At 56.9% G+C, this 21,432-nt stretch carries 22 protein-coding genes and 1 pseudogene; 11 read left to right on the top strand and 12 right to left on the bottom strand.

Translation table 11 applies throughout. The features are described from left to right. Window positions 1–110: 110 nt before the first annotated feature. Window positions 111–566, top strand: coding sequence for a DUF1499 domain-containing protein (locus TR2A62_RS04440; RefSeq protein ID WP_223296072.1), 456 nt, complete (start codon window positions 111–113; stop codon window positions 564–566). Here the strand turns inward: TR2A62_RS04440 and TR2A62_RS04435 are convergent. Beyond that, the gene (locus TR2A62_RS04435; protein ID WP_150103561.1) at window positions 555–848 is read right to left on the bottom strand and encodes a hypothetical protein; all 294 of its coding nucleotides are present in this window, start codon (window positions 846–848) and stop codon (window positions 555–557) included. The two genes, TR2A62_RS04440 and TR2A62_RS04435, sit on opposite strands and share 12 nt — an antisense overlap. 76 nt (window positions 849–924) lie before the next feature. Between TR2A62_RS04435 and prfA the strand changes: the two genes are divergently transcribed. The 3 genes from prfA to TR2A62_RS04420 all read left to right on the top strand — a co-directional run bounded on the left by prfA (window position 925) and on the right by TR2A62_RS04420 (window position 3,548). After that, window positions 925–1,980 (top strand): peptide chain release factor 1, encoded by a 1,056-nt coding sequence (gene prfA, locus TR2A62_RS04430; RefSeq protein WP_009158613.1) that lies wholly within the window; start codon window positions 925–927, stop codon window positions 1,978–1,980. After that, window positions 1,977–2,810 carry a peptide chain release factor N(5)-glutamine methyltransferase gene (gene prmC / locus TR2A62_RS04425; protein ID WP_009160861.1) on the top strand — a complete coding sequence of 278 codons (834 nt, stop codon included), beginning with the start codon at window positions 1,977–1,979 and terminating at the stop codon, window positions 2,808–2,810. Before prfA ends, prmC begins: the two co-directional genes overlap by 4 nt. Window positions 2,811–3,017: 207 nt before the next feature. Next, on the top strand, window positions 3,018–3,548 hold the full coding sequence (locus TR2A62_RS04420; RefSeq protein WP_040821131.1) for a DUF4167 domain-containing protein: 531 nt from the start codon (window positions 3,018–3,020) through the stop codon (window positions 3,546–3,548). A 94-nt stretch (window positions 3,549–3,642) separates the two neighbouring features. Here TR2A62_RS04420 and rsmA read toward each other — a convergent pair whose 3' ends face one another. Genes rsmA through lptF form a run of 6 tightly spaced genes read right to left on the bottom strand, consistent with a single transcriptional unit; the run spans window position 3,643 to window position 11,042 of the window. After that, window positions 3,643–4,491, bottom strand: coding sequence for a 16S rRNA (adenine(1518)-N(6)/adenine(1519)-N(6))-dimethyltransferase RsmA (gene rsmA, locus TR2A62_RS04415; protein ID WP_009158862.1), 849 nt, complete (start codon window positions 4,489–4,491; stop codon window positions 3,643–3,645). Further along, entirely contained in the window at window positions 4,488–5,537 is a 1,050-nt protein-coding gene (gene pdxA / locus TR2A62_RS04410) for a 4-hydroxythreonine-4-phosphate dehydrogenase PdxA (protein WP_050761065.1), read from the bottom strand. The genes rsmA and pdxA overlap by 4 nt, the downstream gene beginning before the upstream one ends. After that, window positions 5,482–6,696, bottom strand: coding sequence for a peptidylprolyl isomerase (locus TR2A62_RS04405; protein WP_009160434.1), 1,215 nt, complete (start codon window positions 6,694–6,696; stop codon window positions 5,482–5,484). The genes pdxA and TR2A62_RS04405 overlap by 56 nt, the downstream gene beginning before the upstream one ends. Before the next feature lie 20 nt (window positions 6,697–6,716). After that, complete coding sequence (locus TR2A62_RS04400) at window positions 6,717–8,828, bottom strand: LPS-assembly protein LptD (RefSeq protein ID WP_009159151.1); 2,112 nt, start codon at window positions 8,826–8,828, stop codon at window positions 6,717–6,719. A 1-nt stretch (window position 8,829) separates the two neighbouring features. Continuing rightward, window positions 8,830–9,921 carry an LPS export ABC transporter permease LptG gene (lptG, locus tag TR2A62_RS04395; RefSeq protein WP_009159733.1) on the bottom strand — a complete coding sequence of 364 codons (1,092 nt, stop codon included), beginning with the start codon at window positions 9,919–9,921 and terminating at the stop codon, window positions 8,830–8,832. Beyond that, window positions 9,918–11,042: an LPS export ABC transporter permease LptF gene (gene lptF / locus TR2A62_RS04390; RefSeq protein ID WP_223296071.1), complete on the bottom strand. Its 1,125-nt coding sequence runs from the start codon at window positions 11,040–11,042 to the stop codon at window positions 9,918–9,920. Before lptF ends, lptG begins: the two co-directional genes overlap by 4 nt. A 156-nt stretch (window positions 11,043–11,198) precedes the next feature. Between lptF and TR2A62_RS04385 the strand changes: the two genes are divergently transcribed. Beyond that, complete coding sequence (locus TR2A62_RS04385; protein WP_009157447.1) at window positions 11,199–12,665, top strand: leucyl aminopeptidase; 1,467 nt, start codon at window positions 11,199–11,201, stop codon at window positions 12,663–12,665. A 4-nt stretch (window positions 12,666–12,669) separates the two neighbouring features. Continuing rightward, window positions 12,670–13,128: a DNA polymerase III subunit chi gene (locus TR2A62_RS04380; protein WP_009160227.1), complete on the top strand. Its 459-nt coding sequence runs from the start codon at window positions 12,670–12,672 to the stop codon at window positions 13,126–13,128. Here the strand turns inward: TR2A62_RS04380 and TR2A62_RS04375 are convergent. Genes TR2A62_RS04375 through TR2A62_RS04365 form a run of 3 tightly spaced genes read right to left on the bottom strand, consistent with a single transcriptional unit; the run spans window position 13,125 to window position 16,182 of the window. Then, window positions 13,125–13,703, bottom strand: a complete 579-nt coding sequence (locus TR2A62_RS04375) for a TIGR02281 family clan AA aspartic protease (protein WP_009158627.1) — start codon at window positions 13,701–13,703, stop codon at window positions 13,125–13,127. The two genes, TR2A62_RS04380 and TR2A62_RS04375, sit on opposite strands and share 4 nt — an antisense overlap. Before the next feature lie 13 nt (window positions 13,704–13,716). Then, window positions 13,717–14,337: a MarC family protein gene (locus TR2A62_RS04370; RefSeq protein WP_009160893.1), complete on the bottom strand. Its 621-nt coding sequence runs from the start codon at window positions 14,335–14,337 to the stop codon at window positions 13,717–13,719. Beyond that, window positions 14,338–16,182, bottom strand: a complete 1,845-nt coding sequence (locus TR2A62_RS04365; protein ID WP_009157752.1) for an ABC-F family ATP-binding cassette domain-containing protein — start codon at window positions 16,180–16,182, stop codon at window positions 14,338–14,340. Between the two features lie 108 nt (window positions 16,183–16,290). Between TR2A62_RS04365 and ndk the strand changes: the two genes are divergently transcribed. Continuing rightward, the gene (ndk, locus tag TR2A62_RS04360; protein WP_009158770.1) at window positions 16,291–16,713 is read left to right on the top strand and encodes a nucleoside-diphosphate kinase; all 423 of its coding nucleotides are present in this window, start codon (window positions 16,291–16,293) and stop codon (window positions 16,711–16,713) included. Window positions 16,714–16,734: 21 nt separating this feature from the next. Here ndk and TR2A62_RS04355 read toward each other — a convergent pair whose 3' ends face one another. Next, window positions 16,735–17,154 (bottom strand): DUF4112 domain-containing protein, encoded by a 420-nt coding sequence (locus TR2A62_RS04355; RefSeq protein ID WP_009158699.1) that lies wholly within the window; start codon window positions 17,152–17,154, stop codon window positions 16,735–16,737. 46 nt (window positions 17,155–17,200) lie between these two features. Then, window positions 17,201–17,530, bottom strand: coding sequence for a TfoX/Sxy family protein (locus TR2A62_RS04350; protein ID WP_009159955.1), 330 nt, complete (start codon window positions 17,528–17,530; stop codon window positions 17,201–17,203). An 893-nt stretch (window positions 17,531–18,423) separates the two neighbouring features. Between TR2A62_RS04350 and TR2A62_RS19340 the strand changes: the two genes are divergently transcribed. The 4 genes and pseudogenes from TR2A62_RS19340 to TR2A62_RS04335 all read left to right on the top strand — a co-directional run bounded on the left by TR2A62_RS19340 (window position 18,424) and on the right by TR2A62_RS04335 (window position 21,397). Further along, window positions 18,424–19,536, top strand: a complete 1,113-nt coding sequence (locus TR2A62_RS19340; protein ID WP_050761064.1) for a M10 family metallopeptidase C-terminal domain-containing protein — start codon at window positions 18,424–18,426, stop codon at window positions 19,534–19,536. A 15-nt stretch (window positions 19,537–19,551) separates the two neighbouring features. Beyond that, window positions 19,552–19,779, top strand: a pseudogene (locus TR2A62_RS19335) (calcium-binding protein); the annotation flags it as partial. Beyond that, window positions 19,762–20,082 (top strand): hypothetical protein, encoded by a 321-nt coding sequence (locus TR2A62_RS19330; RefSeq protein WP_255346168.1) that lies wholly within the window; start codon window positions 19,762–19,764, stop codon window positions 20,080–20,082. The pseudogene TR2A62_RS19335 and the gene TR2A62_RS19330, both read left to right, overlap by 18 nt. A gap of 547 nt (window positions 20,083–20,629) precedes the next feature. Continuing rightward, a complete protein-coding gene (locus tag TR2A62_RS04335; protein WP_009160882.1) occupies window positions 20,630–21,397 on the top strand; it encodes a TIM barrel protein in 768 nt (255 codons plus the stop codon). Window positions 21,398–21,432: the final 35 nt, after the last annotated feature.

Genomic DNA, 21,432 nt, shown 5'->3' with positions numbered 1-21,432 from the left:
GTGAATTTTTGGTCCAAAAATATGTAATTTGCGTACTTCGTTATGTTGTCTGAATTTGGGCTGGCCCAGCGTTCAGGATTGCGGTGGGATTTGAGTAGGTGAAATTGGCTGTGATCCTGGTCGTTGTCGTCATCCTGATGGCGTCGCTCTACGTGCGTTTGGCGCCGATCGACCCCGCTAGGTGGCACCAAATGCCCAACCGCACCGAGGCAGGGGTGTTTCCTGACATTGGGGGCCATGAAATCGTTTTTGCTTTTCCAGATCGGGACGCGGCACTGACGGCAGTGCAGACCCTGGATCAGGTGATCCGTCGTGCGCCGCGAACAAACGTGCTGGCCGGAGAAGTCGGCGATGGACTGGTCAGCTATGTGAGCCGAAGCGCGGTTTGGCATTTTCCGGACCTGACGACTGTGTCTGTAGTCGAGAAAGGCGAGGCTGGTCTATCCCAAGACACGGAATCGTGGCTGGTTTCTATTCGTGGACGATTACGGTTTGGAAAGGCAGATTTAGGCTTAAACCGTCAGCGCATAGAGGCGTGGGTGGCCGATGCCGGATTATCCGAGTGACGGGATATCTGCCGGAAACGGGGACATTTGCGGGGCGTTGTAGGACCCCGTCAGGCACCCTTGTTGGGTTTCACGCCACATAGGGACGTTCAGCGACATTTGGCATTGAGCGGTGAACATCCGGCCGTCGACCTGTAGGCAAATGCTTTCGCCCAATTCGATCCGGCCCCCTGAACTGTCAGTGCAAAAGCACTCGATCGTGCGTCCGCCACTGGTGACGTCAGCCGAGATCGGCGCCGCAAGGGCGACCATGATCAAAGAGAGTAGGACAGTGGTGCGCATGATCAGACGGTAGCACGATTTGCCTGAAACACCAAATCCACTTGACCCCCAACAGCCAATGGGGGATGCCAAGGTCATGATACCTCAGGACAAACTTGAACAAATTCTGGGCCGGTTCCAGTTTCTCGAAGCGAAGATGGCCAGCGGTGATGCTGCTGATGACATCGCAGCGCTGGCCAAAGAGTATTCTGATCTGCGGCCTGTGATTGATGTGATCACCGAGTATCAAACGCTCGAGGCAGATTTGGCCGAAGCCGAGCTGATGATGTCGGATCCCGATATGAAAGAGCTGGCAGAAGAAGAGCTGCCGATGTTGCGCGCGCGGCTGCCCGAGATCGAGCAGAATTTGCAGATCGCCTTGTTGCCCAAGGACGCCGCCGATGCGCGTCCTGCGATGATCGAAATTCGCCCCGGAACAGGCGGGGACGAAGCTGCGCTGTTTGCAGGCGATTTGTTGCGGATGTACCAACGCTATGCCGAGGCACGCGGTTGGACGTTTGAGATTATCGAAGAGCAATCGACCGAGCTGGGCGGGATCAAAGAGGTCACCGCGCATGTCAAAGGCGAGGGCGTCTTTGCGCGGATGAAATATGAAAGTGGCGTGCACCGTGTCCAACGGGTCCCCACGACCGAAAGTGGCGGACGCATTCACACATCAGCAGCGACAGTTGCGGTTCTGCCCGAAGCCGAAGACGTGGATATCCAGATTGATCCTGGTGACCTGCGGATCGATACAATGCGCGCGAGCGGATCGGGTGGCCAGCACGTCAACACCACGGATTCGGCGGTGCGGATCACACATATCCCATCAGGGATTGTGGTGGTGAGTTCGGAAAAATCCCAGCACCGGAACCGCGAGATTGCGATGCTTACGTTGAAAACGCGGCTCTATGATGCCGAGCGTCAGCGTGTTGATGGCGAACGGTCGGCGGACCGCGCGGCCCAAATCGGCTCGGGGGATCGATCAGAACGGATCAGGACCTATAATTTCCCACAAGGGCGCATGACAGATCACCGGATCAACCTGACGCTGTACAAGCTGGATCAGGTGATGCAGGGCGACTTGGACGAGACGATCGAGGCGTTGACGGCGGATGCCCAAGCGACGCTGATGGCGGAGATGGGCGGATGACCCTGCAAGATTTGATGCCCGCGTTGGTGCGTCAAATGGCGGCGTTTCCTAGGGCAGATGCTGTGCGCGATATCAGGCGGTTGGCGGCACATGTTCTACAGGTCTCGCCGGACCGGATGACGTTGCACATGGGCGATGATGTAACAGCTGGTCAAAAAGCGCAGTTACATGTGTTGATTGCCCGTCGTGCTGCGCATGAACCCGTCTCCAAACTGATCGGTCAGCGTGCGTTCTGGGGACGCGACTTTGCTGTTACGCCGGATGTTCTAGATCCGCGTCCTGAAACGGAATGTCTGATCGAGGCATGTTTGGGGGCAGGGCCTGCGGCGCGCGTTTTGGATTTGGGAACCGGCAGTGGTGCGATCGCTGTAACGCTGGCCGCTGAATGGGATGCGGCGGCGGTCACCGCAACGGACCTGAGCCATGCAGCTTTGGATGTCGCGCGTCAGAATGCGGTGCGCCACGATGTTGGCGCACGGATCGAGTTTGTTGGCTCTGATTGGTTTGATGCGGTCGACGGATGCTATGATCTGATCGTATCTAACCCGCCTTATATTGCGTTGGCGGAAATGACGGGTCTCGCGCCAGAGGTCCGAGGGCATGACCCGCGCATGGCCCTGACAGACGAGGCGGATGGCCTGACATGTTACCGGATCATTTGTGATGGGGCGCTTGCTAAAATGGTATCTGGTGGTCGCCTTGCGGTTGAAATTGGGCCGACCCAAGGGGACGCTGTGGCACTGATGATGCAAGAGGCTGGGTTGGTCGAAATAGAGATTCGCCCCGATCTGGATGGACGCAATCGTGTCGTATTGGGGCGAAACCGGTAATAATCGGCGAAAAACAGCGGGTTGAAAGCTGAATCACGCAGTTTTCCCTTGCGAGGTCGGTGGAACAGTGCTTTGAGTAAGGCATCGGTTGGGACTGGGCATTTGCTCTCCCCCGATAACCCGCCAGAACATTGCATGACCGCTATTTTCCACGCAACACGCGCGGAACGGGATGCCAAAGAAAACTTAGGCCGGACGACACATCATATGAGATCATCTAAGTCACGTTCGCGGGGCAATAAGAACCGCAATCGCCCTTCAGGCGCCAATATCGTAAACCGCGTTTTCGATAGCTCTGGCCCCGAAGGCAAAGTGCGCGGTACGCCGCAACAAATCATCGACAAGTACAACCAGTTGCACCGCGATGCGCAGCTTGCTGGTGATCGGGTGCTGGTCGAAGCCTATGCGCAGCACGCCGAGCATTACACACGTATGTTGGCCGAAGCCCTGCGCGAGCAAGAGGCGAAGCGCGAAGAAGCGGACCGTCAAAACCGCGAACGCCAAGCCGAGCGCGACCGCGAGCGGGCTGGGCGTCAGCAAGCCCATGAATCGCAACACCAGTCAAATGTGGAAGAGGCTAAAGAGCAGCCTGTCGCAGACGAGGGTGACAGTGGATTGGTCGAGACGCCAGAGGCACAGCCTAAACCCCGCAAGCCGCGCAAACCGCGCACGCGGACGTCTCCGACGCCCAAGCCGAGTGATGATGCGCAAGGCGACACTCCAGAGGCCGCAGAATAAAAGAAACCCCGGATCAAATTGGTCCGGGGTTTCTCTTTTGTGCGTGACCTGACGGGGGTGCTATGCCGCGACCGTCGACAATCAGGGAAATATGCTAGGTCGTTACAGGTTTGATCTGTCGCGCCAATGCGCAAAACCCTTCGAGCGAGATTTGCTCGGCCCGATCGGTGGGCCTGAGACCCGCCGCTTCAATATAACCCTGAATATTTGGTGCCACCCCTTTGAGCGAGGCGCGTAGCATTTTGCGGCGTTGGTTGAACCCTGCGGCGACGATACGGTTGAGCGTTGCGGCATCAGCCGGATAGCGCGGCTCTGCCAATGCAGTCAGATGCACAACAGCAGATGACACTTTGGGAGGGGGCGAGAATGCCTCGGGTGGCAGGTTGATCACGATCCGAGCATCCGCGCGCCATTGAGCAAGGATTGCGAGGCGGCCGTAAGCCTTGCTGCCGGGTTCTGCGACGATCCGTTGTGCAACCTCGCGCTGGAACATCAGGGTCAGGCTCTCCCAAAAAGGGGGCCAATCCCGTGGGGTAAGCCAGCGCACCAAAAGCTCGGTCCCGACATTGTAGGGCAGATTGGCGGACACGCGGATGGGGGGCGTCAAATGGGCGAGAGGATCAATGTCCAATGCGTCGCCTTCGATCACGTGCAATCTGTTTGGGTAGGCTTGGGAAATTTCATCAAGGGCGGGTAAACAGCGCGGGTCTTTTTCAATGGCCAGCACGCGGCGTGCGCCTTCGGCCAACAGGCCACGGGTCAGACCACCGGGCCCCGGGCCAATCTCGAGCACATCACAATCCGACAGATCACCCGCTTGTCGCGCGATTTTAGCCGTGAGGTTTAGATCGAGCAAAAAGTTCTGCCCCAATGATTTCTTTGCCGCCAATCCATGCGTTTGGATCACCTCGCTGAGGGGCGGCAGGCCGTCGATCTGGCTCATGTCTGGGGTCCTGACGGTGCTGCAATCGTGTTTCGTGCGGCTGCCATCTCATTGGCTTGGCGCAGGGCAGCGATCAGGCTGGTTGCATCTGCCGAACCAGTGCCTGCGATATCAAAGGCGGTGCCGTGATCCGGTGATGTCCGAACGAACGGCAGACCTAGCGTGACATTCACGCCGCCCGAAAAATCCAAGGTCTTGATCGGGATGAGGGCCTGATCATGATACATGCAGACGGCAACGTCATAGCGTGCGCGTGCGGCTGCGTGAAACATCGTATCAGCGGACAGCGGCCCAGTGATATCAATGCCATTGGCACGCAGCGCTTCCAGTGTCGGGGTGATCATGTCGATTTCATCCATCCCCATGGAACCACCTTCGCCCGCATGCGGGTTCAGGCCCGCCACAGCGATGCGCGGGGACGTGATGCCAAAGTCGCGGCGCAATGCGGCGTGGGTGATCAGGATCGTATCCGTGAGTAGACTGGCGGTCAGTTGATCAGGGACCTGATCAATTGCGATGTGAATGGTCGTGGGCACCACGCGCAGCTGATCGCAGGCAAGCATCATGACGACGCGGTCAATACCAGCCAAAGCGGCGAGGTATTCCGTGTGACCGGGATAGGCGAAATTTGCGCCGTCCTTTAACGCCTTTTTGTGGATCGGCAGAGTGCAAACAGCAGAGCATTCGCCTGATTGGGTCAGATCAACAGCGCGGGCGATGACGTCGACGACACCTGCCGCGTTGGCGGGATCTGGTGTGCCGGGGGTATAGGCACCGGCAAAGTCATGGCGCAGCACTGGCAAGGCTGACTTGGCAACCTCGGCCGCGGTTGTGGGATCTGAGAGTTCGGCCCAAGGCGTGTTTTCGGGCAGGTGTGCTGGATCACCGATCCAGACGAAAGGCAGGTCACCGCGCAGGGTATCCCACGCGGTGACCGCAATTTCGGGGCCGATGCCTGCGGGTTCACCGCAGGTCAGCGCAATTGGAGGCTTACTCAAAACGGATGTTCGCGTCAGCGCGCAGTTCTGAAAGCAATGCGTCGGCATAGCCGTTCAAGCGGCGCGAACGAAGTTGATCGCGCACACCTTCGCGGTTGACCTCGGCACCACCCAATTCTGGGGTACGGCCACAGAGCATCAAGAACACCAGTGTTTCACCGTTCGAGCGGGTCAAGACGGTCGAAATCTCACCGGGATCAAGCTTGGCCAATTCGAAAGCGACGTCTTGTGGAATGTCAGCCGGCGGCAGGGTGTCACGTTGCAGAACCTCGGCTGGCTGGCCTTTGGCCAAACCATAGAGGTCATCGCAGGTGTCCACGCGGTCGCGCAGGCGTGCGGCCTGTTGCAGCGTGCTCTCGGAACGGCCACCCGCCATGTAGTAGGCGGCGTATTCGATCGCGGAATAGGTTGGCGGCGTCACGCTGGTCTCTTCGATAGCGCGCAACTGGAACAAGGCCAGTGCATTCGGGATCGGCAGCGGCGGTGTGATTTCACCAGGGGAGAGGTTCAGGATGATTGGCTGCACGGTCGGCGGCAGATCAGACAATGGCAGCCAGTCGAGGCGTCCACCATTTTCACGCGATGGCAAGAGCGACACGCGGCGGGCCTCGGCGGAGAATGCGGCCGTCGATGTCAGCTTTGAAATCCGTTCTGCCCGTGCTTGGGCCGAGGTGGCGACTTGGGGGCGTGCGTCCATGATGATTTCTGAGATCAAGACGCGAATGCCTGCACGTCCGCCGGTGCTCGACAAAGCGCGGTCAATTTCGTTGTCAGTGATTTGCGCGCGGTTGCCGTAACGGGTGCGGATGTATTCACGCCAGCTGACGCCAGTGGCGACCAGATCACGCAGCGTCTCCTGCTCGACGCCGTTTTGGTTCAGCACTTGGGTAAAGGTCGCAAGGTCCAGATTGGCGCGACCTGCAAAATCCGACAAGGCCTGCTGCAAGCCGTCGCCGGTCAGTTGCAGACCTGCATTGCGAATGAGACGCGCCTTGAGGCGATCTTCGATCAGCTGCTCTTGGGCGAGTTCGGACAAATTGCCGGGTGTTCGAAGAACGCCCAACAGCTTGGCGCGTTGGTCCAATTCGTAGCGGGTGATCACCTCGTCATTGACGATGATGGCGGGGGAAAACAGACCTTGGGCCATGGCGGGTGCCGTGGTGAGCGAGGTCAGGATCAGGGCAAGGCCAAGAAGGATGCGTCTCATAGGGGTTTTTCCTATTGATCTTAGTGTTTACAGCTGCGCGATGATCCACCCGCCGCACGTCCAGCGGAGAACCCGCGCAGTGCGACCGATAGGCCAAAGTCAGTGGTTGGGTCTACACTAGTAGAAGAGGTGTAGCGGCGCGAGACCGAAAAATCGACCTCTGCACATTCGATGCGGTAGCCGATGCCGATGCCCGCGCGGGCAGGGCGATCTTCGGTTAAATCATAGCGTACATCGCCCGAAACGGACCAGATGTCATTCGCGCGGTAGTCAAAATCGAGACTAAACTCGGAAACGGCATCGGGGCGGTCTTCGGCGGTGTCGGCTGTAAGCCATGTATAGGAGGCGCCCAATTTCAGGTCAGAGGCCGCCCATGCCAAGCGGGTTTCGGATTTAGCAAAGTCAAAACTGCTGTCTAACAAAGAGCGGCTTACCAAAGCCAATCCATTTGGCATGTTCAATTGCCCTGCCAGCAACCAGTCGGAATTGACACCATCAAGGCCGGATGTGGTCGTGAATTCATTCTCGTTTTCGTCGCGGATGACACGACCCAAGGTCAGCGTCGATGACCAACCTGACGGTGCAAAGCGGCTATAGGTCAAACCGATGTTGCCACGCAGCCCATGCTCGCGACGGTCCAGACCGGGGTAGCGCGACAGGCTAAAGAGGTTCGCCTCGTCCAGCTTGGCGATTGTGCTGTCTTCGTTCGGGGCGTCGATGTTGCTGCTGTCTGACCATACGACTTGCATCGTTGGTTCGATCACATGACGAACGCCGCGCGCGGTGGTTTTTGCCACAGGGTAGCGCAGTGTCAGTGCGGCTGACGGGGTCACGTGGGTCGCGCGGTCAGGAAAGTTGGTGTCTTGGGATACTTCAAAGTGATCAACGGCAAGGTTGCCCTGCGCTGTGATTTGTAGGCCGTTGTTGAGGGTCCATTGCCGCTGCCAATCAGCTGAGGCGCCGAAACGACCCACGTCGCGGCCATCGTCCCCAATGGTGTCCGAATACCGATAGAGCGTTTGCGCATTGATCCCCAATGACAGCTCGCCACCTAATGCCCGAGGGAACAGGCGTCGATCATAATTCAATTGGGTGATGACGCTGGGCAGGATCGCGTTGTTGTCACCAGAGCGGAGCGATTCAAAGTGGATCAAGGCCATTTCGAAGAATTCATCGCGGCGGACACGGTCAACTTGGATCCGGCTGTCGATGCGGTCACGGTCCGAGTAGTCATAATCGAGCAAATACCCGTCATCCGAGACGGCGGTGACATCAAAGCTGAGCCGGAAATCGCGGTTCAATGCAAAGACACCGTTGGCCCGAATGTATCCGCGGTTGGTATCGGGGCGAATAGAGTCGCGACTGATCGCGCCATTAATTTCGATGTTGCCGCGCACAAAGGCCTGACGATAGCGCGCCTCGAGCGTGCGGGTCTCACGGCTGAAATACGGGGTGAGGGTCAGGTCGCGGTGTTTGCCCAGCGTAATGAAATACGGCAACTTTAGTCCGATACCCAGACCGGTTGTTGTCCGTAGTTTCGGGATCAGCAAACCGGTCGCACGTTCTAGCGTGGGGTCGGGCAGACGCATCCGCGGCACCCAAAGCACGGGCACGTCATAGATTCGGAATTGCGCGTTCTCGAAATATAACTGTCTTTCGGCCTCGTCGTGGATCACGCGGCTGGCGCGGATCGACCAAAGCGGCGGTTTGTTCTGGCAAACATTGCAAGAGGTCGCCGCGACTTGGTAGAGCTGGGTATAGCGCCCCTCGACACGGTTCATCTGGCTGGCCGCGAGTTGCAGCTGTTGATCCAGAACCAGCCGCGCGCCCCGCAGCAGGCCGTTTTGCAAAGTTGGATCGATTTGCGCCGCATTGGCGAGGATGATCGTGTCGTTGTCGCCTGTCACAATAGCGATTGGACCCTCGATCGTCATGGCGTCGGTGTCTTGTTTATAGGTCACGCGACTGGCTGTCAGGCGGGTGTCGTCATAGAGAACTTCAACGTTGCCTTCGGCCACAAGTGTCGAGCTACCACCAGCGATGAACACTGTGTCAGCCACAAGCGTTGCCACCCCTTGGGCCGATGCAAGCACCGGAAGCAGCGTCAGAAAGAAGGCGAGTAGGGCGCGCATATCAGCCGTCCTCCAAGTGCAAGAGCATACCAAGGGCGAGGCAGATCGCGGCGGCTGGGGTGGCCCATGCAGCGAGGGTCGCGCTGATCTGGCCATTCTCGCCAAGGATCTGCGCAAAGTTCCGCAAAAAGTAGAACGCAAAGCCCAGCATGATCGCGGCCAGTACCGACAGGCCAACACGACCGCCGCGCTGGTGACGCATTGTCAGGCCCGCGGCCACCATCACCATCGACACCATGAAGGCTGGCAATGCCAGTTCCATGTTGAACCATACCGCATGGCGTCGCGCAGAAAATCCAGCGGTCTCTAGCTGTTTGATAAAGGCGGGCAACTCCCAGATTGGGATTGCGCTTGGGGTGCCAAAGCCGTCGCGGATCTGGTCGCGGGTCAGTGTCGATGGCACGCGCAAAACGTCATGCTTGGTCGAGCTGGCCTCGGGGTTGGGGGCATCAAGCGGCCATGATTTGGCGTTGGTCAATTCCCATGCGCCGGGGGTTAGTCGTGCGCTGTCCGCCTCAATCCGAGTGATTGGGCCTGCGTCGGTAAAGCTAAGGAAGGTGACACGGCTAAGTTCGGTTCCCTCAAGGGTGGCGGCCTCGGCACGGATCACGGTCTGTTGGGTGTTGTCGCCTTGGCGCAGCCATAGGCCTTCGGCGCTGACCGACAGCACTTGGGCGTCGTCACTGCGGTAATCGCTGGCGCGTTTTTCGTATTCTTGGCTAGTGGCGGCGACGATTGGGTTGAGAACGGCCACGGCAAAGAGCCCAATCAGGACTGCAACAAAGATCGGCGCCGACAAAGCGCGGATCGCTGAACGACCAGCAGCGCGGGTCACAACCATTTCGGATGACCGCGCCAAAGAAAGGAACAGTGCTATGGTCGACAGGATCATCACGAGCGGCAAAATCCGGTAGAGTGCTTGGGGGGTGTTAAGCAGCGTCAAACCTACAGTCTGGGTGAAACTGACGTCGTCGCCGGAAAACTTGCCCAGTTGTTCGACCATGTCCAAAAAGCCCAAGATCGCAAAGAAGATCACGAACACACCAAGGAAGGCGAGGAAAAAGCGGCGTGCAAAGTAGCGGTGCAGAATCATGCAAACCCCCGCACACGTCGTTTGAACAGGCTAGGGTGGTCGGCCCAATAAAGCTGGGCCGCTGAAATCACCAACCCGACTGCGATTGGCGTGTAGATGATCGGCCAGAGATGTGCCTGACCTCTGATCGCACCGACAGCCACGCTTTCGACTGTTTTGATCGCGATGAGCAGAAAAATCGCGATGACGATTTGCTTCGAAATACCAAAGCGGGAAAAGCCACCGATCAGAAGGGTCGAGAACCCGACAAGGGCCGCGACAACTGCCAAAAGTGCCTGAAGAAATCGGCCGTGACCCTCGTGGATCAATGTCGCGTCATCGCGTCGGGTGAGATCACGAATTTCTTGGGTGGGGTAGAGCAGGTCCATGGTGGCGACTTCGCGGATGTTCACACGACCGCGACTGCCGCTGTCGATCAGACCACCAATATCAAACGTACTGTCAGCAAATGTCGTCGTCGTCAGGCGCTGGGTTTCCAGCGTTAATGTTTGTGTAAGGCCGTTGATCATCACAAGCTGGGGGCCATCGTCCGAGCGCACAAGAAACGACTGTTCAGCGGTGTAGGTGATTTGTCGTTTAGGATTACGTGTGTCCGTCAGGAAGATGTCCAGCAATTCGCCTGACGCAGAAATCTCGCGGACATAGAACGTAATGCCGCTGGCGGGATTGAGGAATGTCCCTTCGGTCAGCAGGCGGGCGGTTACGTTTTCTGCGATCTCGGCCTCGCGATCATTCAGGCGGCTTAGCGAGGTTGGCACCAGAACATGGGTCAGGACCATCATCAATGCGGTGACGAGCAGGCCAAAGACGATCACGGGGCGGGCGAGCCGCACGGCGGAATGACCTGTTGCCTGCATGACGGTCAGCTCGGAGTCAGTGCTAAGCCTATTGGTGACGTAGACCGAGGCGGCAAAGGCAGAAAGTGGCAGAACCAGTCGGATCACGTTTGGCAACGAAAGCGCTGTGAATTCTAAAAACACACCGGCGGATTGGCCGTCTGCGATCAATTGGTCGAACAAGATTACGGCGCGATTGACCCAATAAACCATAATCAGGACTAGGCTAAAAAAGCCAAACAGCATCATCAGCTGTGACAGCATATATCTGTCTAGTCGTGCCACGTGCCTGCAACCCCCCAAGGTTGTTCATCCGTCTTGCAGCGGAATACATCATGAATAGCGGATTCTGTGGCGCGGGCAAACTGCTATCTGGTCATCGGCGAGGAGCCGCGCTAGCTGTTGGGGAATATATGAAATTTGACCCCAAGAGGCCCCTAAATGACCAACCCGATTGCCCCGACCTTTGCCGCAGTGGATTTGGACGCGATTGACGCCCATGAAGGCCGCGTTGCCGTCTGTATTGGTGCAGATGGCAAGCTGGGGCGCGGGGCTCGTCGGGCCAATAGCCGGATGAAGGGCGCGATTGCGCGTTTGGTCGAAAGCGATGCGTGGGCCAAGCTCAAAGAAGGCGACACCCGTGTGTTGGGGTATCCCGTTGGTATGGCCGCCGAGGCCGTGATCGTTTTGCGGTTGGACAAAAAGTCGAGCATCGAAGATGCCCGCAAAGGCGGTGCAGGATTGGCCAAAGTTATGGGCAAAGGTGATTTGATAGTTCTGGATGCCAGCGATCAACGCGCTGCGGATGTCGGTTTTGGCATTGCAATGCGGGCCTATAGCTTTGGCGCTCACAAAACGGCAGAGGCTGATCCGGTGGGCGGGGTCTCGTTCATGGTTGGCGAACCCGAGGACGTGACCGAGCGCGCAGCGCCTATGCAAGCCGTCGCACAAGGCGCGTTTTTCACGCGCGATCTAACAAACGAGCCAGCGAATGTGCTGACAACAACCGAATTTGCCGAACGGTTGGTCGCGCTCAAAGAATTGGGGCTGGAGGTTGAAGTGTTGGAAGACGACCAGTTGGAAGAGCTGGGCATGGGATCACTGCTGTGCGTTGGCTTGGGATCTGCAAGCCCGTCCAAGGTCGTGGTGATGCAGTGGAACGGCGGCGGCGATGAGGCGCCGTTTGCGTTGATCGGCAAGGGCGTCGTGTTCGATACAGGTGGCATTTCGCTGAAACCGGCGGGCGGCATGGAAGATATGACCATGGACATGGGCGGCGCTGGCGTCGTGTCAGGTGTTATGAAAACGCTCGCAATGCGCGGGGCCAAGGCGAATGTTGTCGGTCTGGTTGGTCTGGTCGAGAACATGCCGAGCGACCGCGCGACGCGACCGGGTGATGTGGTGACCTCGATGAAGGGTGACACGATCGAAGTCATCAACACTGATGCTGAGGGCCGTTTGGTTCTGGCGGATGTCATGTGGTACGCGCAAGAGCGCTTCAAGCCGACAGGTATGATCGATCTTGCGACGTTGACAGGTGCGGTCATTGTCGGTCTGGGTCACGAGAATGCAGGTGTTTTCTCTAATGATGACAGTCTTGTAGGGCAGTTTTTTAAGGCCGCTGGAAATGAAAGCGAAGGCGCATGGCGCCTGCCGTTGTCACCGGCTTATGACAAGCTGCTGAACTCGCGGATCGCAGATATCAAGAATGTTGGTGGGCGGACAGCTGGTTCGATCACTGCGGCGCAATTCTTGCAACGGTTTGTGCAGGATGGCACGCCATGGATCCATCTGGACATCGCGGGTGTCGCAAGCGTTAAGGCCGAGACTGCATTGGCGCCCGCAGGTGCCACGGGTTGGGGCGTGATGAGCCTAGACCGGATGATCCGCGACGTGTTCGAGGGCTAAGCCAATGGGCGCCGCATATTTCTATCATCTGACGGCGGCACCGCTTGAGCAGACGTTGCCGATGTTGATTGGCAAGGCGCAGGGCGCCGGTTGGCGCGTTGTTGTGCGCGGTCGCGATGCGGCGCGGATCGTGTGGCTGGATGAAAAACTTTGGGCCGGCGATCCAACCAGTTTTCTACCCCATGGCATTGCGGGTGGGGATCATGATGCGGATCAGCCCGTATTGTTGCGCGCGGACACGCAAACCGTGATCGATGGGTGTTTGATGGCCGTAGACGGCGCCGAGGTCACCGCGGGAGAAGTCGCCGCTTGCGAGCGGGTTTGTATTCTTTTTGACGGGCTGGACGGCAATGCGTTGGCACGTGCACGCGAGCAATGGAAGGCGCTGACCGATGCAGGTGCGCCAGCGCAATATTGGTCACAAGAAGGTGGGCGTTGGGAAATGAAGGCCGAAAAAGCCTAGGGCGTCAGTAGCATTTTGTTGCCAGCAATCTCGATCCGGCTAAAGCGACTGAGATAGGACATGCCCAGCAGGGATTTGTCGAGTTCACCTTCATTCACAGTCGCGCGGACATTGCGGTCGACGAGGTGGCCCAACGTGACGCTGTCGAGAACAATAGGTGCGGTGCGCACGATGCCGTTGGCGGTACTGGCCGAGCCAAAGAACGATCTGTCGTTCAATTCGATCCCAGCAGCGGCCGCATCATCCAATGTTAGAACCATCATCGTCGCACCCGTATCGACGACGAAATCTGCCTCAACACCGTTGATGCCAACAGTAAGATTGTAGTGGCCGTCAAAGCTGCGAGGGATTTCAATGATGCCGTTTTCATGGGTGGTGTGACGAGGCGAGACCGTGCCTTGGATGTCGGTCCAGAGCCCGACAGCCGCGATCACACCAAGAAAAATCATGCCCCAAATGATCGCCTGTTGCAGGGATTTGCCCAAACCTTGGCGGCTTTGCGCAAAAAACCAACCGGCAACAGCGGTACCCATTAGGGCGAGATAGGCGAAATTGGCAATCTGATCTGACGTCATAGCGTTGATATAGTTACGCGCCGCCCAGACCGAAAGAGGCAAGGCCGTCGAGAATGAACTGCACCGATAGTGCGGCGAGCAACATGCCCAAGAGGCGCGTGACCACGTTGATGCCTGTTTTGCCCAGGAGCCGTTCAAGCGGACCTGCCATCAGGAACAGAAGGAAGCCGAGGAACACAACGGCGATCATGATCGCGATTGACACTGCGAGACCTGTGGCCCCTTCTGCTTCGCCTGCGAGCAGGATCATTGTGGCGATAGAGCCGGGGCCTGCAATCAGTGGAATGGCGAGTGGAAAGACCGACGGGTCATCCACTTGGGGCTCATCTGCCTGATCCTCACGCCTTTCTTGGCGGCGGTTGAACAGCATGTCGAGCGCTGTGAGGAATAACAAAACACCACCCGCAATGCGGAACGCAGGGAAGGAGATGCCGACAAAGCCGAGAACGGCCTCGCCAAAGAAGGTAAAGACCAACAGGATGCCAATGGCAGTTAGGCACGACCGGATCGCGATGGAGCGGCGTTGCGCATCTGTCATGCCTTGGGTCAGCGCCGCAAAGAGCGGTGCCAGGCCGATGGGATCAATGACCACAAAGAGGGTCACAAAAGCGGGGATGATGGTAGTGGGGTCCATTTAAGTCTCTGCTTTCTCTAGTTTTTCCAAGGATGCCATCCAGATGGATTCGGCCCGTTCAAGTGCGCCCATAACCTCGGCATATTTCTTTTGCCAAACTTCAACTTCGCCTTTGCGGGCATCCTCGTAGAGGGCAGGGTCGGCCAGTTTTTTGGCCAGTTTGTCACGCATGTCGTTGATTTTGGCCACGCGTTCTTCACCTTTGCGGACTTCGGAACGTAAGGCGAGAACTTGATCGCGGCTGGCCTTTTTGGGCTTTTCTTTAGGCTTGTCTGCCTTGGGCTTGTCTGGGGCCAGCAACAGTTTGCGGTATTCCTGTAGATCCTCGTCATAGGGCGTGACCGAACCGTTGCGGACCAGCCAAAGACGATCGGCCACCATAGACAAAAGGTGCATGTCGTGGCTGACAAGGATGACCGCGCCGGTATAGGCGGTCAGCGCCTCTACCAGAGCCTCGCGGCTTTCGATGTCGAGGTGGTTGGTCGGTTCGTCGAGGATCAAGAGGTGCGGCGCGTGGATTGTCGCAAGCAGCAGCGAGAGACGCGCCTTTTGCCCACCAGAGAGGCGTCTGACCTCTGTATCGGCCTGATCTGCGCCCAGACCAAAGCCCGCGAGACGTGCGCGCAGGCGCGGCTGACCTTCTTCAGATTTAACTCGAATAAGGTGCTGGAGCGGTGTTTCGTCGATGTGCAATTCTTCGACTTGGTGCTGTGCGAAAAAGCCAATGCGCAGCTTGTTCGAGGTACTCATCTTGCCTGTCATAACTTCAAGTTGGCCGAATAAAAGTTTGGAAAGAGTAGACTTTCCTTCACCGTTGCGCCCCAAGAGAGCGATGCGGTCGTCTTGGTCAATGCGCAGGTTCAGCCCCTTGAGGATCACGGTTTCGCCGTAACCAGTCGAGCCGTTTTCAAGTGCGATGATCGGTGGCGAGAGTTCCTCTGGGGATGGAAATGTGAACACGGTGCGCGCAGCGTCTTCGGGTGCGCGGATGGTTTCCATTTTCTCTAGCATTTTGACGCGGGACTGGGCCTGCTTTGCTTTGGAAGCCTTGGCCTTGAACCGGTCGACGAAGGACTGAAGGTGGGCGCGTTGCAGATCCTGCTTTTTCGCAGCGGCGGTCAAAAGCGCGCGTTTCTCGGCGCGTTGTTTGACGAAAGTATCGTAGTTGCCGGTGTAGTAGGTGAGGTCTTTGTCTTCGAGATGCAGAATGCCACCAACCGCACGGTTCAGCAGCTCGCGGTCGTGACTGACAATCAAAACCGTATGCGGGTATTTGGCGAGATAGGCCTCGAGCCACAGCGCACCTTCGAGATCGAGGTAGTTGGTCGGTTCGTCCAAGAGCAGTAGGTCAGGTTCGGAAAACAGCACGGCGGCCAGAGCCACGCGCATCCGCCAGCCGCCAGAAAAGGCAGAACATGGCATCTTTTGTTCGGATTCAGTGAAGCCCAGCCCCTTGAGAATTGCCGAGCCGCGAGCCTCGGCTGACCATGCATCAATATCTGCAAGGCGGGTTTGAATTTCTGCAATGCGGTTGGGGTCAGTGGCGGTTTCGGCCTCGGCCAACAGGTCGGTCCGTTCGACATCGGCCTTGAGCACCGTATCGATTAGCGAGACCTCGTTGCCGGGCACCTCTTGGGACACACCGCCAATGCGGCTGCCGCGGGGCAAAGAGATTGCACCGGTGTCCAGCACGATATGGCCGCGGATCACGTTAAAGAGGGTGGTCTTACCCGTACCATTGCGACCCACAAGGCCAACTTTGTGACCCGTGGGGATAACGGCGGTTGCGTTCTCGACCAAGGTGCGGCCCGCGACGGAATAGGTGATGTCGTTGATTTTAAGCATGGGCGTGCTTTGCCCTAGCTTCGGGGGCGCGTCAATCACCGCTTTTCAAGGGGGGATACCCATGTTAGGGCAGCGGCGAAATTCAAACCCAGTAAGACGAGGCCCATCATGGCAATTCAACGTACTTTTTCGATCATCAAACCCGACGCAACCAAGCGTAACCTGACAGGCCAGATCGCGGCCAAGTTCGAGGAAGCTGGTCTGCGTATCGTCGCATCCAAGCGCATCCAGTTGACACTGGCCCAAGCACAGCAGTTCTACGGCGTTCACTCTGAGCGTCCGTTCTTTGGCGAACTTTGTGAGTTCATGATCTCTGAGCCGATCGTTGTTCAGGTTCTCGAAGGCGAAGACGCAATCGCTAAAAACCGTGAAGTCATGGGTGCTACAAACCCAGCAGACGCTGCTGACGGCACAATCCGTAAAGAGTTCGCTATGTCGATCGGTGAAAACTCGGTACACGGCTCGGATGCACCTGAGACAGCTGCAGAAGAGATCGCGTTCTTCTTCTCCGGTCTCGAGCTGGTTGGATAAGCGCCATCGGGGTAGGGCGGTTTAGGCCGTCGACCCGTTTAAAACATAGGCCGTTCGCACCAATTTGGCGCGAGCGGCTTTTTTATTGAGATTGTTTTCAAGCAGTCGGTAATTACGCAGGTTGGCGTTACAGAGCACGTCAAAAATGTCGCCCGCAATTGGGATCGAGCCAATCAGCAGGTCAGCGACGAGATTGAGAGACATCAATGTCACCGTGCCCGGTGAGGCGCCAATCTTGTGAGCGCGGTAGACGATATAGGCAGCGGGTAAGAACGCCGCCGTGTCTCCGATCACGGGTATCAATCCAAAAATGTTGTCGAGACCAATCGTCACGCGGGTCCGAGGGATGGTAAAAATAGCATCCATGCGCCGCGCCAATTTGGCGAGACGTGCGAGTTCAAAATCTATGTTCGCTTCAATGTTTACGTCGTTAATATACACGTCTCCAACGTGGATGTGAAGGATGTTTACATTAAGCCGTATTATTTCATTTTTTGGACGGAACGACGCCAATAATATCTAGCATCTTTTCGAACTCTGATTGGCCAGTATCAAAGTTGCTTGATTTGATCGCTTCAAACCGTTTGCGCAGGGCTTTCTTTTCGTCGCCCTTGCAGTCGTTCCATGGGCGCCCCCGAAGCGCCATGACCAGAACGTAGTAGCCTATAAAGTGCGGTTTCGTGCCATTTCCCAACAGGCGGGCATAGGCGGCATCCGCACCGGTTTCGCGCAGCTGATCGGCTGTTTTGATGCCAGCGGCAATGAGCTCTCGTTCAAAGGCAGGGCCGATGTTGCGGATGGTGGTGAGGTCAGACATGCAAACAGCCTAGCTACGGTGGCCAAAGTTTCCAAGGATTTGACAAAAAAGAACCAGACGGGCGGCGCGGTAGGCAGAGTTAAATCCCGCGCGCCAAAGCCCAGTCTGGTTGTGTGTCAACGGCCCAGTGAGGAGGAGGCCATTGAAGCCGATCAAATGCTTGCGTAATCCGTGAATACAGGCGCCGGTGCAGGCCGTAGAACGGGTCGTCGTGTCTGTGTTGGAGCCTTTGCGGTTGCCATCGCTGCTCTGCTCTAAGGTCGCCTCTGGGGTGACTCTGTCCGCGGGCGTGGCCAGTTTTCTGGTCCTTGGGGGCAGGCTGCAACGTGGATGTGCCGGTAGAAGGGCGCAAATAAGGCAATTTTGTGGCAGCTGGTGTAGCGTGGCTTGCGAGCCTTGCGCGACAATAGGGCCAGAGCCTTGTCAGCCTTCAAATTGGGTGGTTGGTGAGGGGCTTTGGGGGCATTCAGGTGACAGTGCCAACCCGAATTTTAGCCAAATGACATATAGGTGGCAGGGCTTTGAGCGGCGTTTTGACTGGTCACCAATCTCGCTTGAGCGCAAACCCACCTGCGACACTCTTCGCGCTTTTTTCACGTTACTTTTTCCCAAGCTCTATTACACGGAACGATGGGAGGCCTTGTGTTGAGTGGGGCCGGTGTAAAATACAAAGATCCATTCGATTAGAGATCTGAGTAATGACAGAGAAATTGATGTTTTTGAATCTGGAAGCTGAAAGCGCCTCTGGTCACGGTGCAGGCTGCGGGCCAGCTTGCCTACGAATTCTGGGTCGAACAAATGGGTTACGCTTGGGGTGTGACGGCAGGTGATGCGAGTTCCACAATCAGCTACAACATCGATGCTTTGGACGTTGGGGGGGGCAGGCTTTTACGATGGAAGCGTGGACCATGGCCACGGGTATCCACTTTGTTCAGTCCGTCACCGCGGATTTGGTCTTTGACGATGAAGATCTGGGCAATGCGTATGCGTCGTTCAATTTGGATAACATGGGCGGCACAAATGCAAATGGCACAGGCTTGATTGTTGATGCATCAATCAACATCGGCAAGGACTGGATCGAAGACGATTGGACTCTGAATGATGGTGTCGATCTGGATAGCTATTCGTTCCAGACATACATACACGAGATTGGCCACGCATTGGGTCTAGGACATGCGGGCCCATACAATGGTTCCGCAGATTACACCCAGTTTGAGGGCGGGGACGCCGCATTTATCAACGACAGCTGGCAGATGAGTGTCATGTCGTATTTCTCGCAGACCGAGAATACGTTCATCGATGCGACGTTTGCCTATGTTGTCACGCCGATGTTGGCTGACATTCAGGCGATTCATCAGTTGTACAACACATCAGGCAACATTCGCGATACGGATACGATCTATGGTGTCGGCTCAACCGCGGGTGGCTACTATGACACCGTGCTGGGGCTCGCCAATCCCGTGACCTTTACCGTTGTGGATGATGGCGGCGTGGACACGATTGATGTGTCGGTCTTTGGCAGCGATCAAATGATCAACCTGAACGGCAATTCGATTTCCAGTATTGCTGGCAATGTCGGCAATATGTCGATCATGGATGGGACTGAGATCGAGAACGTTGTGATGGGCAGTGGTGATGACGTGGTTTATGCCAACGACGTTGGCAACGACAACTATGGCGGGGCTGGTACGGATATCGTGTCTTATATCGCGTCAGACGCTGCGGTGACTGTGAATCTTGGAGCTGGCAACGCGAACAGCGGCTATGCTCAGGGCGACACACTGACCGGCATCCAGGGCGTTCAGGGTTCGGAATACGGTGACATTCTGATCGGTGCGTCTGTGGTAAACCTGATGGACGGCGGCGACGGCGATGACAGTATCAGTGTTGGCGGCGGCGACGACATCGTCGAGGCCGGAGACGGCAATGACAGCGTGATCGCCAGTGCAGGCAACGACGAAGTCAACGCGGGCGAAGGCAATGATGACGTCTATGGCGGCGTTTGAACCGACACTCTTAATGGCGACGATGGCGATGACTTTATCTCGGGTCAGGGCCAAGACGACATTTTGGATGGTGGCGCTGGCGAAGACGAATTGCTTGGCGGTTCTGGTAATAATGAACTGTCTGGCGGTGCGGATGACGACACACTGCGTGGTGGCGGCAACAACGACACTCTGAATGGTGGCGACGGCGCTGACTTTATGCAGGGTCAGGCTGGTTCGGACATTATGAATGGTGGCGACGGTGACGATGAGCTGTATGGCGGCAACGGCGCTGACACATTGGATGGCGGCGCAGGCAGTGACCGTCTGAGCGGTGGCAACGATGCGGCTCGTGACACATTCGTCTTCGGTGTTGACTACGACTCGGACCGGATCATTGGTTTTGGTCAGGTAGGCACCGACCGGATCGAGCTGGACGATGCGTTGTGGCTGAACACACACGGTGTGCTGACCGAGCGAGAAGTTGTCGACACGTTTGGCACCATGAATGCAGGTGGCACCGCATTGTCCCTTGATTTTGGCAATGGTGACATTCTCGAAGTTTAGAACGGTGCGGGTATTGATGAGACGACCTTGGGCCTGGATATCGTCATCACCTAACCAGTGAATTCATGTAGGGCGGCTGCAGCTGCCCATTCAAAAGGCGGCCATGAAACTGGTCGCCTTTTTGTATTTTCGAGGTGCTGAATCGTGGTGCTACACCGTCTGTCGGCGGCGTGTTGCGGGATGCGTTTTGAGTTGGAAAGGCGTCAGTAACAACGAGGTAAAATCTGGGTTGGCGGCAGGATGGTCGTGATCAAAGAGAATCTGGTGAGCTGTCTGTCAAAAGCAAGTTGGGTGGGTCAGTCACAAAACTTGTAGTGATTGGGCGGCTGAAAGGGTCGGATTTTGGTGTTCGTTTTCACCGGAATTGAGGGTGTGAGAGATGTAGTTTATATCTATAAGTTGTTGTTATAAAATGATTAAAAATCACCTCAAGCGCGCTCGATGAGCCGGATTTCTGCCAAAACACATATTTTTCTGCAACCGGTTGCAATTTTTTTAGGGCGCGTTAACCTGAGAGGGCGAACACATTGGGAGGTGTCGTCAAATCATGCTGTCATTTGCGCTAAATCATGCGACCGCCCCGGCGCTGTCAGTTCCACAGATGGTGGACCTGTCAGAGCAGTTGGGTATGGTTGGTGTTGAGTTGCGCATCGAACGGGGTGTGGCAGGCACAGATACGACTGTTCTGGCCTTGGCTGAGGTTGCTGCATTCAACGCAGCAGAGGCGAGCGTTTTGGACCGCGCCGTTAAGCTGATGGATATGGCCGTTGCCCATGACATTGGATCGATCGTTCTGATCCCACAGGTGGGCATGCGCGAGACGGAGACGAGCGAGCTGACTGACTTGCTTGATCTGTTGGGGCCTGAATTGGCCGCGCGTGGATTGACTGGGCTGATCGAGCCGATTGGGTTTGCGACGAGCACCATCCGCACCAAAGCAGAAGTGGTCCGCGCGATTGAGACCTGTGGCTATGCGGACCAGTTCGGTTTGGTCCATGACACGTTCCATCACACGCTCGCAGGCGAAACCGAGTTTTATCCGGCTCTGACGAATATTGTTCATATCTCGGGCGTGACCCGCTCTGGACGGCCGGCTGACTATGCCGACGCCGATCGCGGCTTGGTCTGTTCGGGCGACCAACTCGGCACCGTTGCGCAGATTGCTGCCCTGTTGCGCGCAGGCTACCGCGGCGCCTTTTCATTCGAGGCGTTTTCGCCCGACCTGCATTCCGCACCTGACATCAAAGGTGCTCTCGAGACGTCTATTCGCTTCATCGACCAGTCCATCACCATGCTCAAAGCAGAGTGGACCTGAGGTGAATGTAACGCCCCAACAGGGGACCCGGTATA

This window comes from Thalassobium sp. R2A62 (assembly GCF_000161835.1).
Taxonomy (GTDB): domain Bacteria; phylum Pseudomonadota; class Alphaproteobacteria; order Rhodobacterales; family Rhodobacteraceae; genus Thalassobium.
Note: the sequence above shows the minus strand (reverse complement) of the source record. Positions and strands in the feature narration are given on the sequence as shown.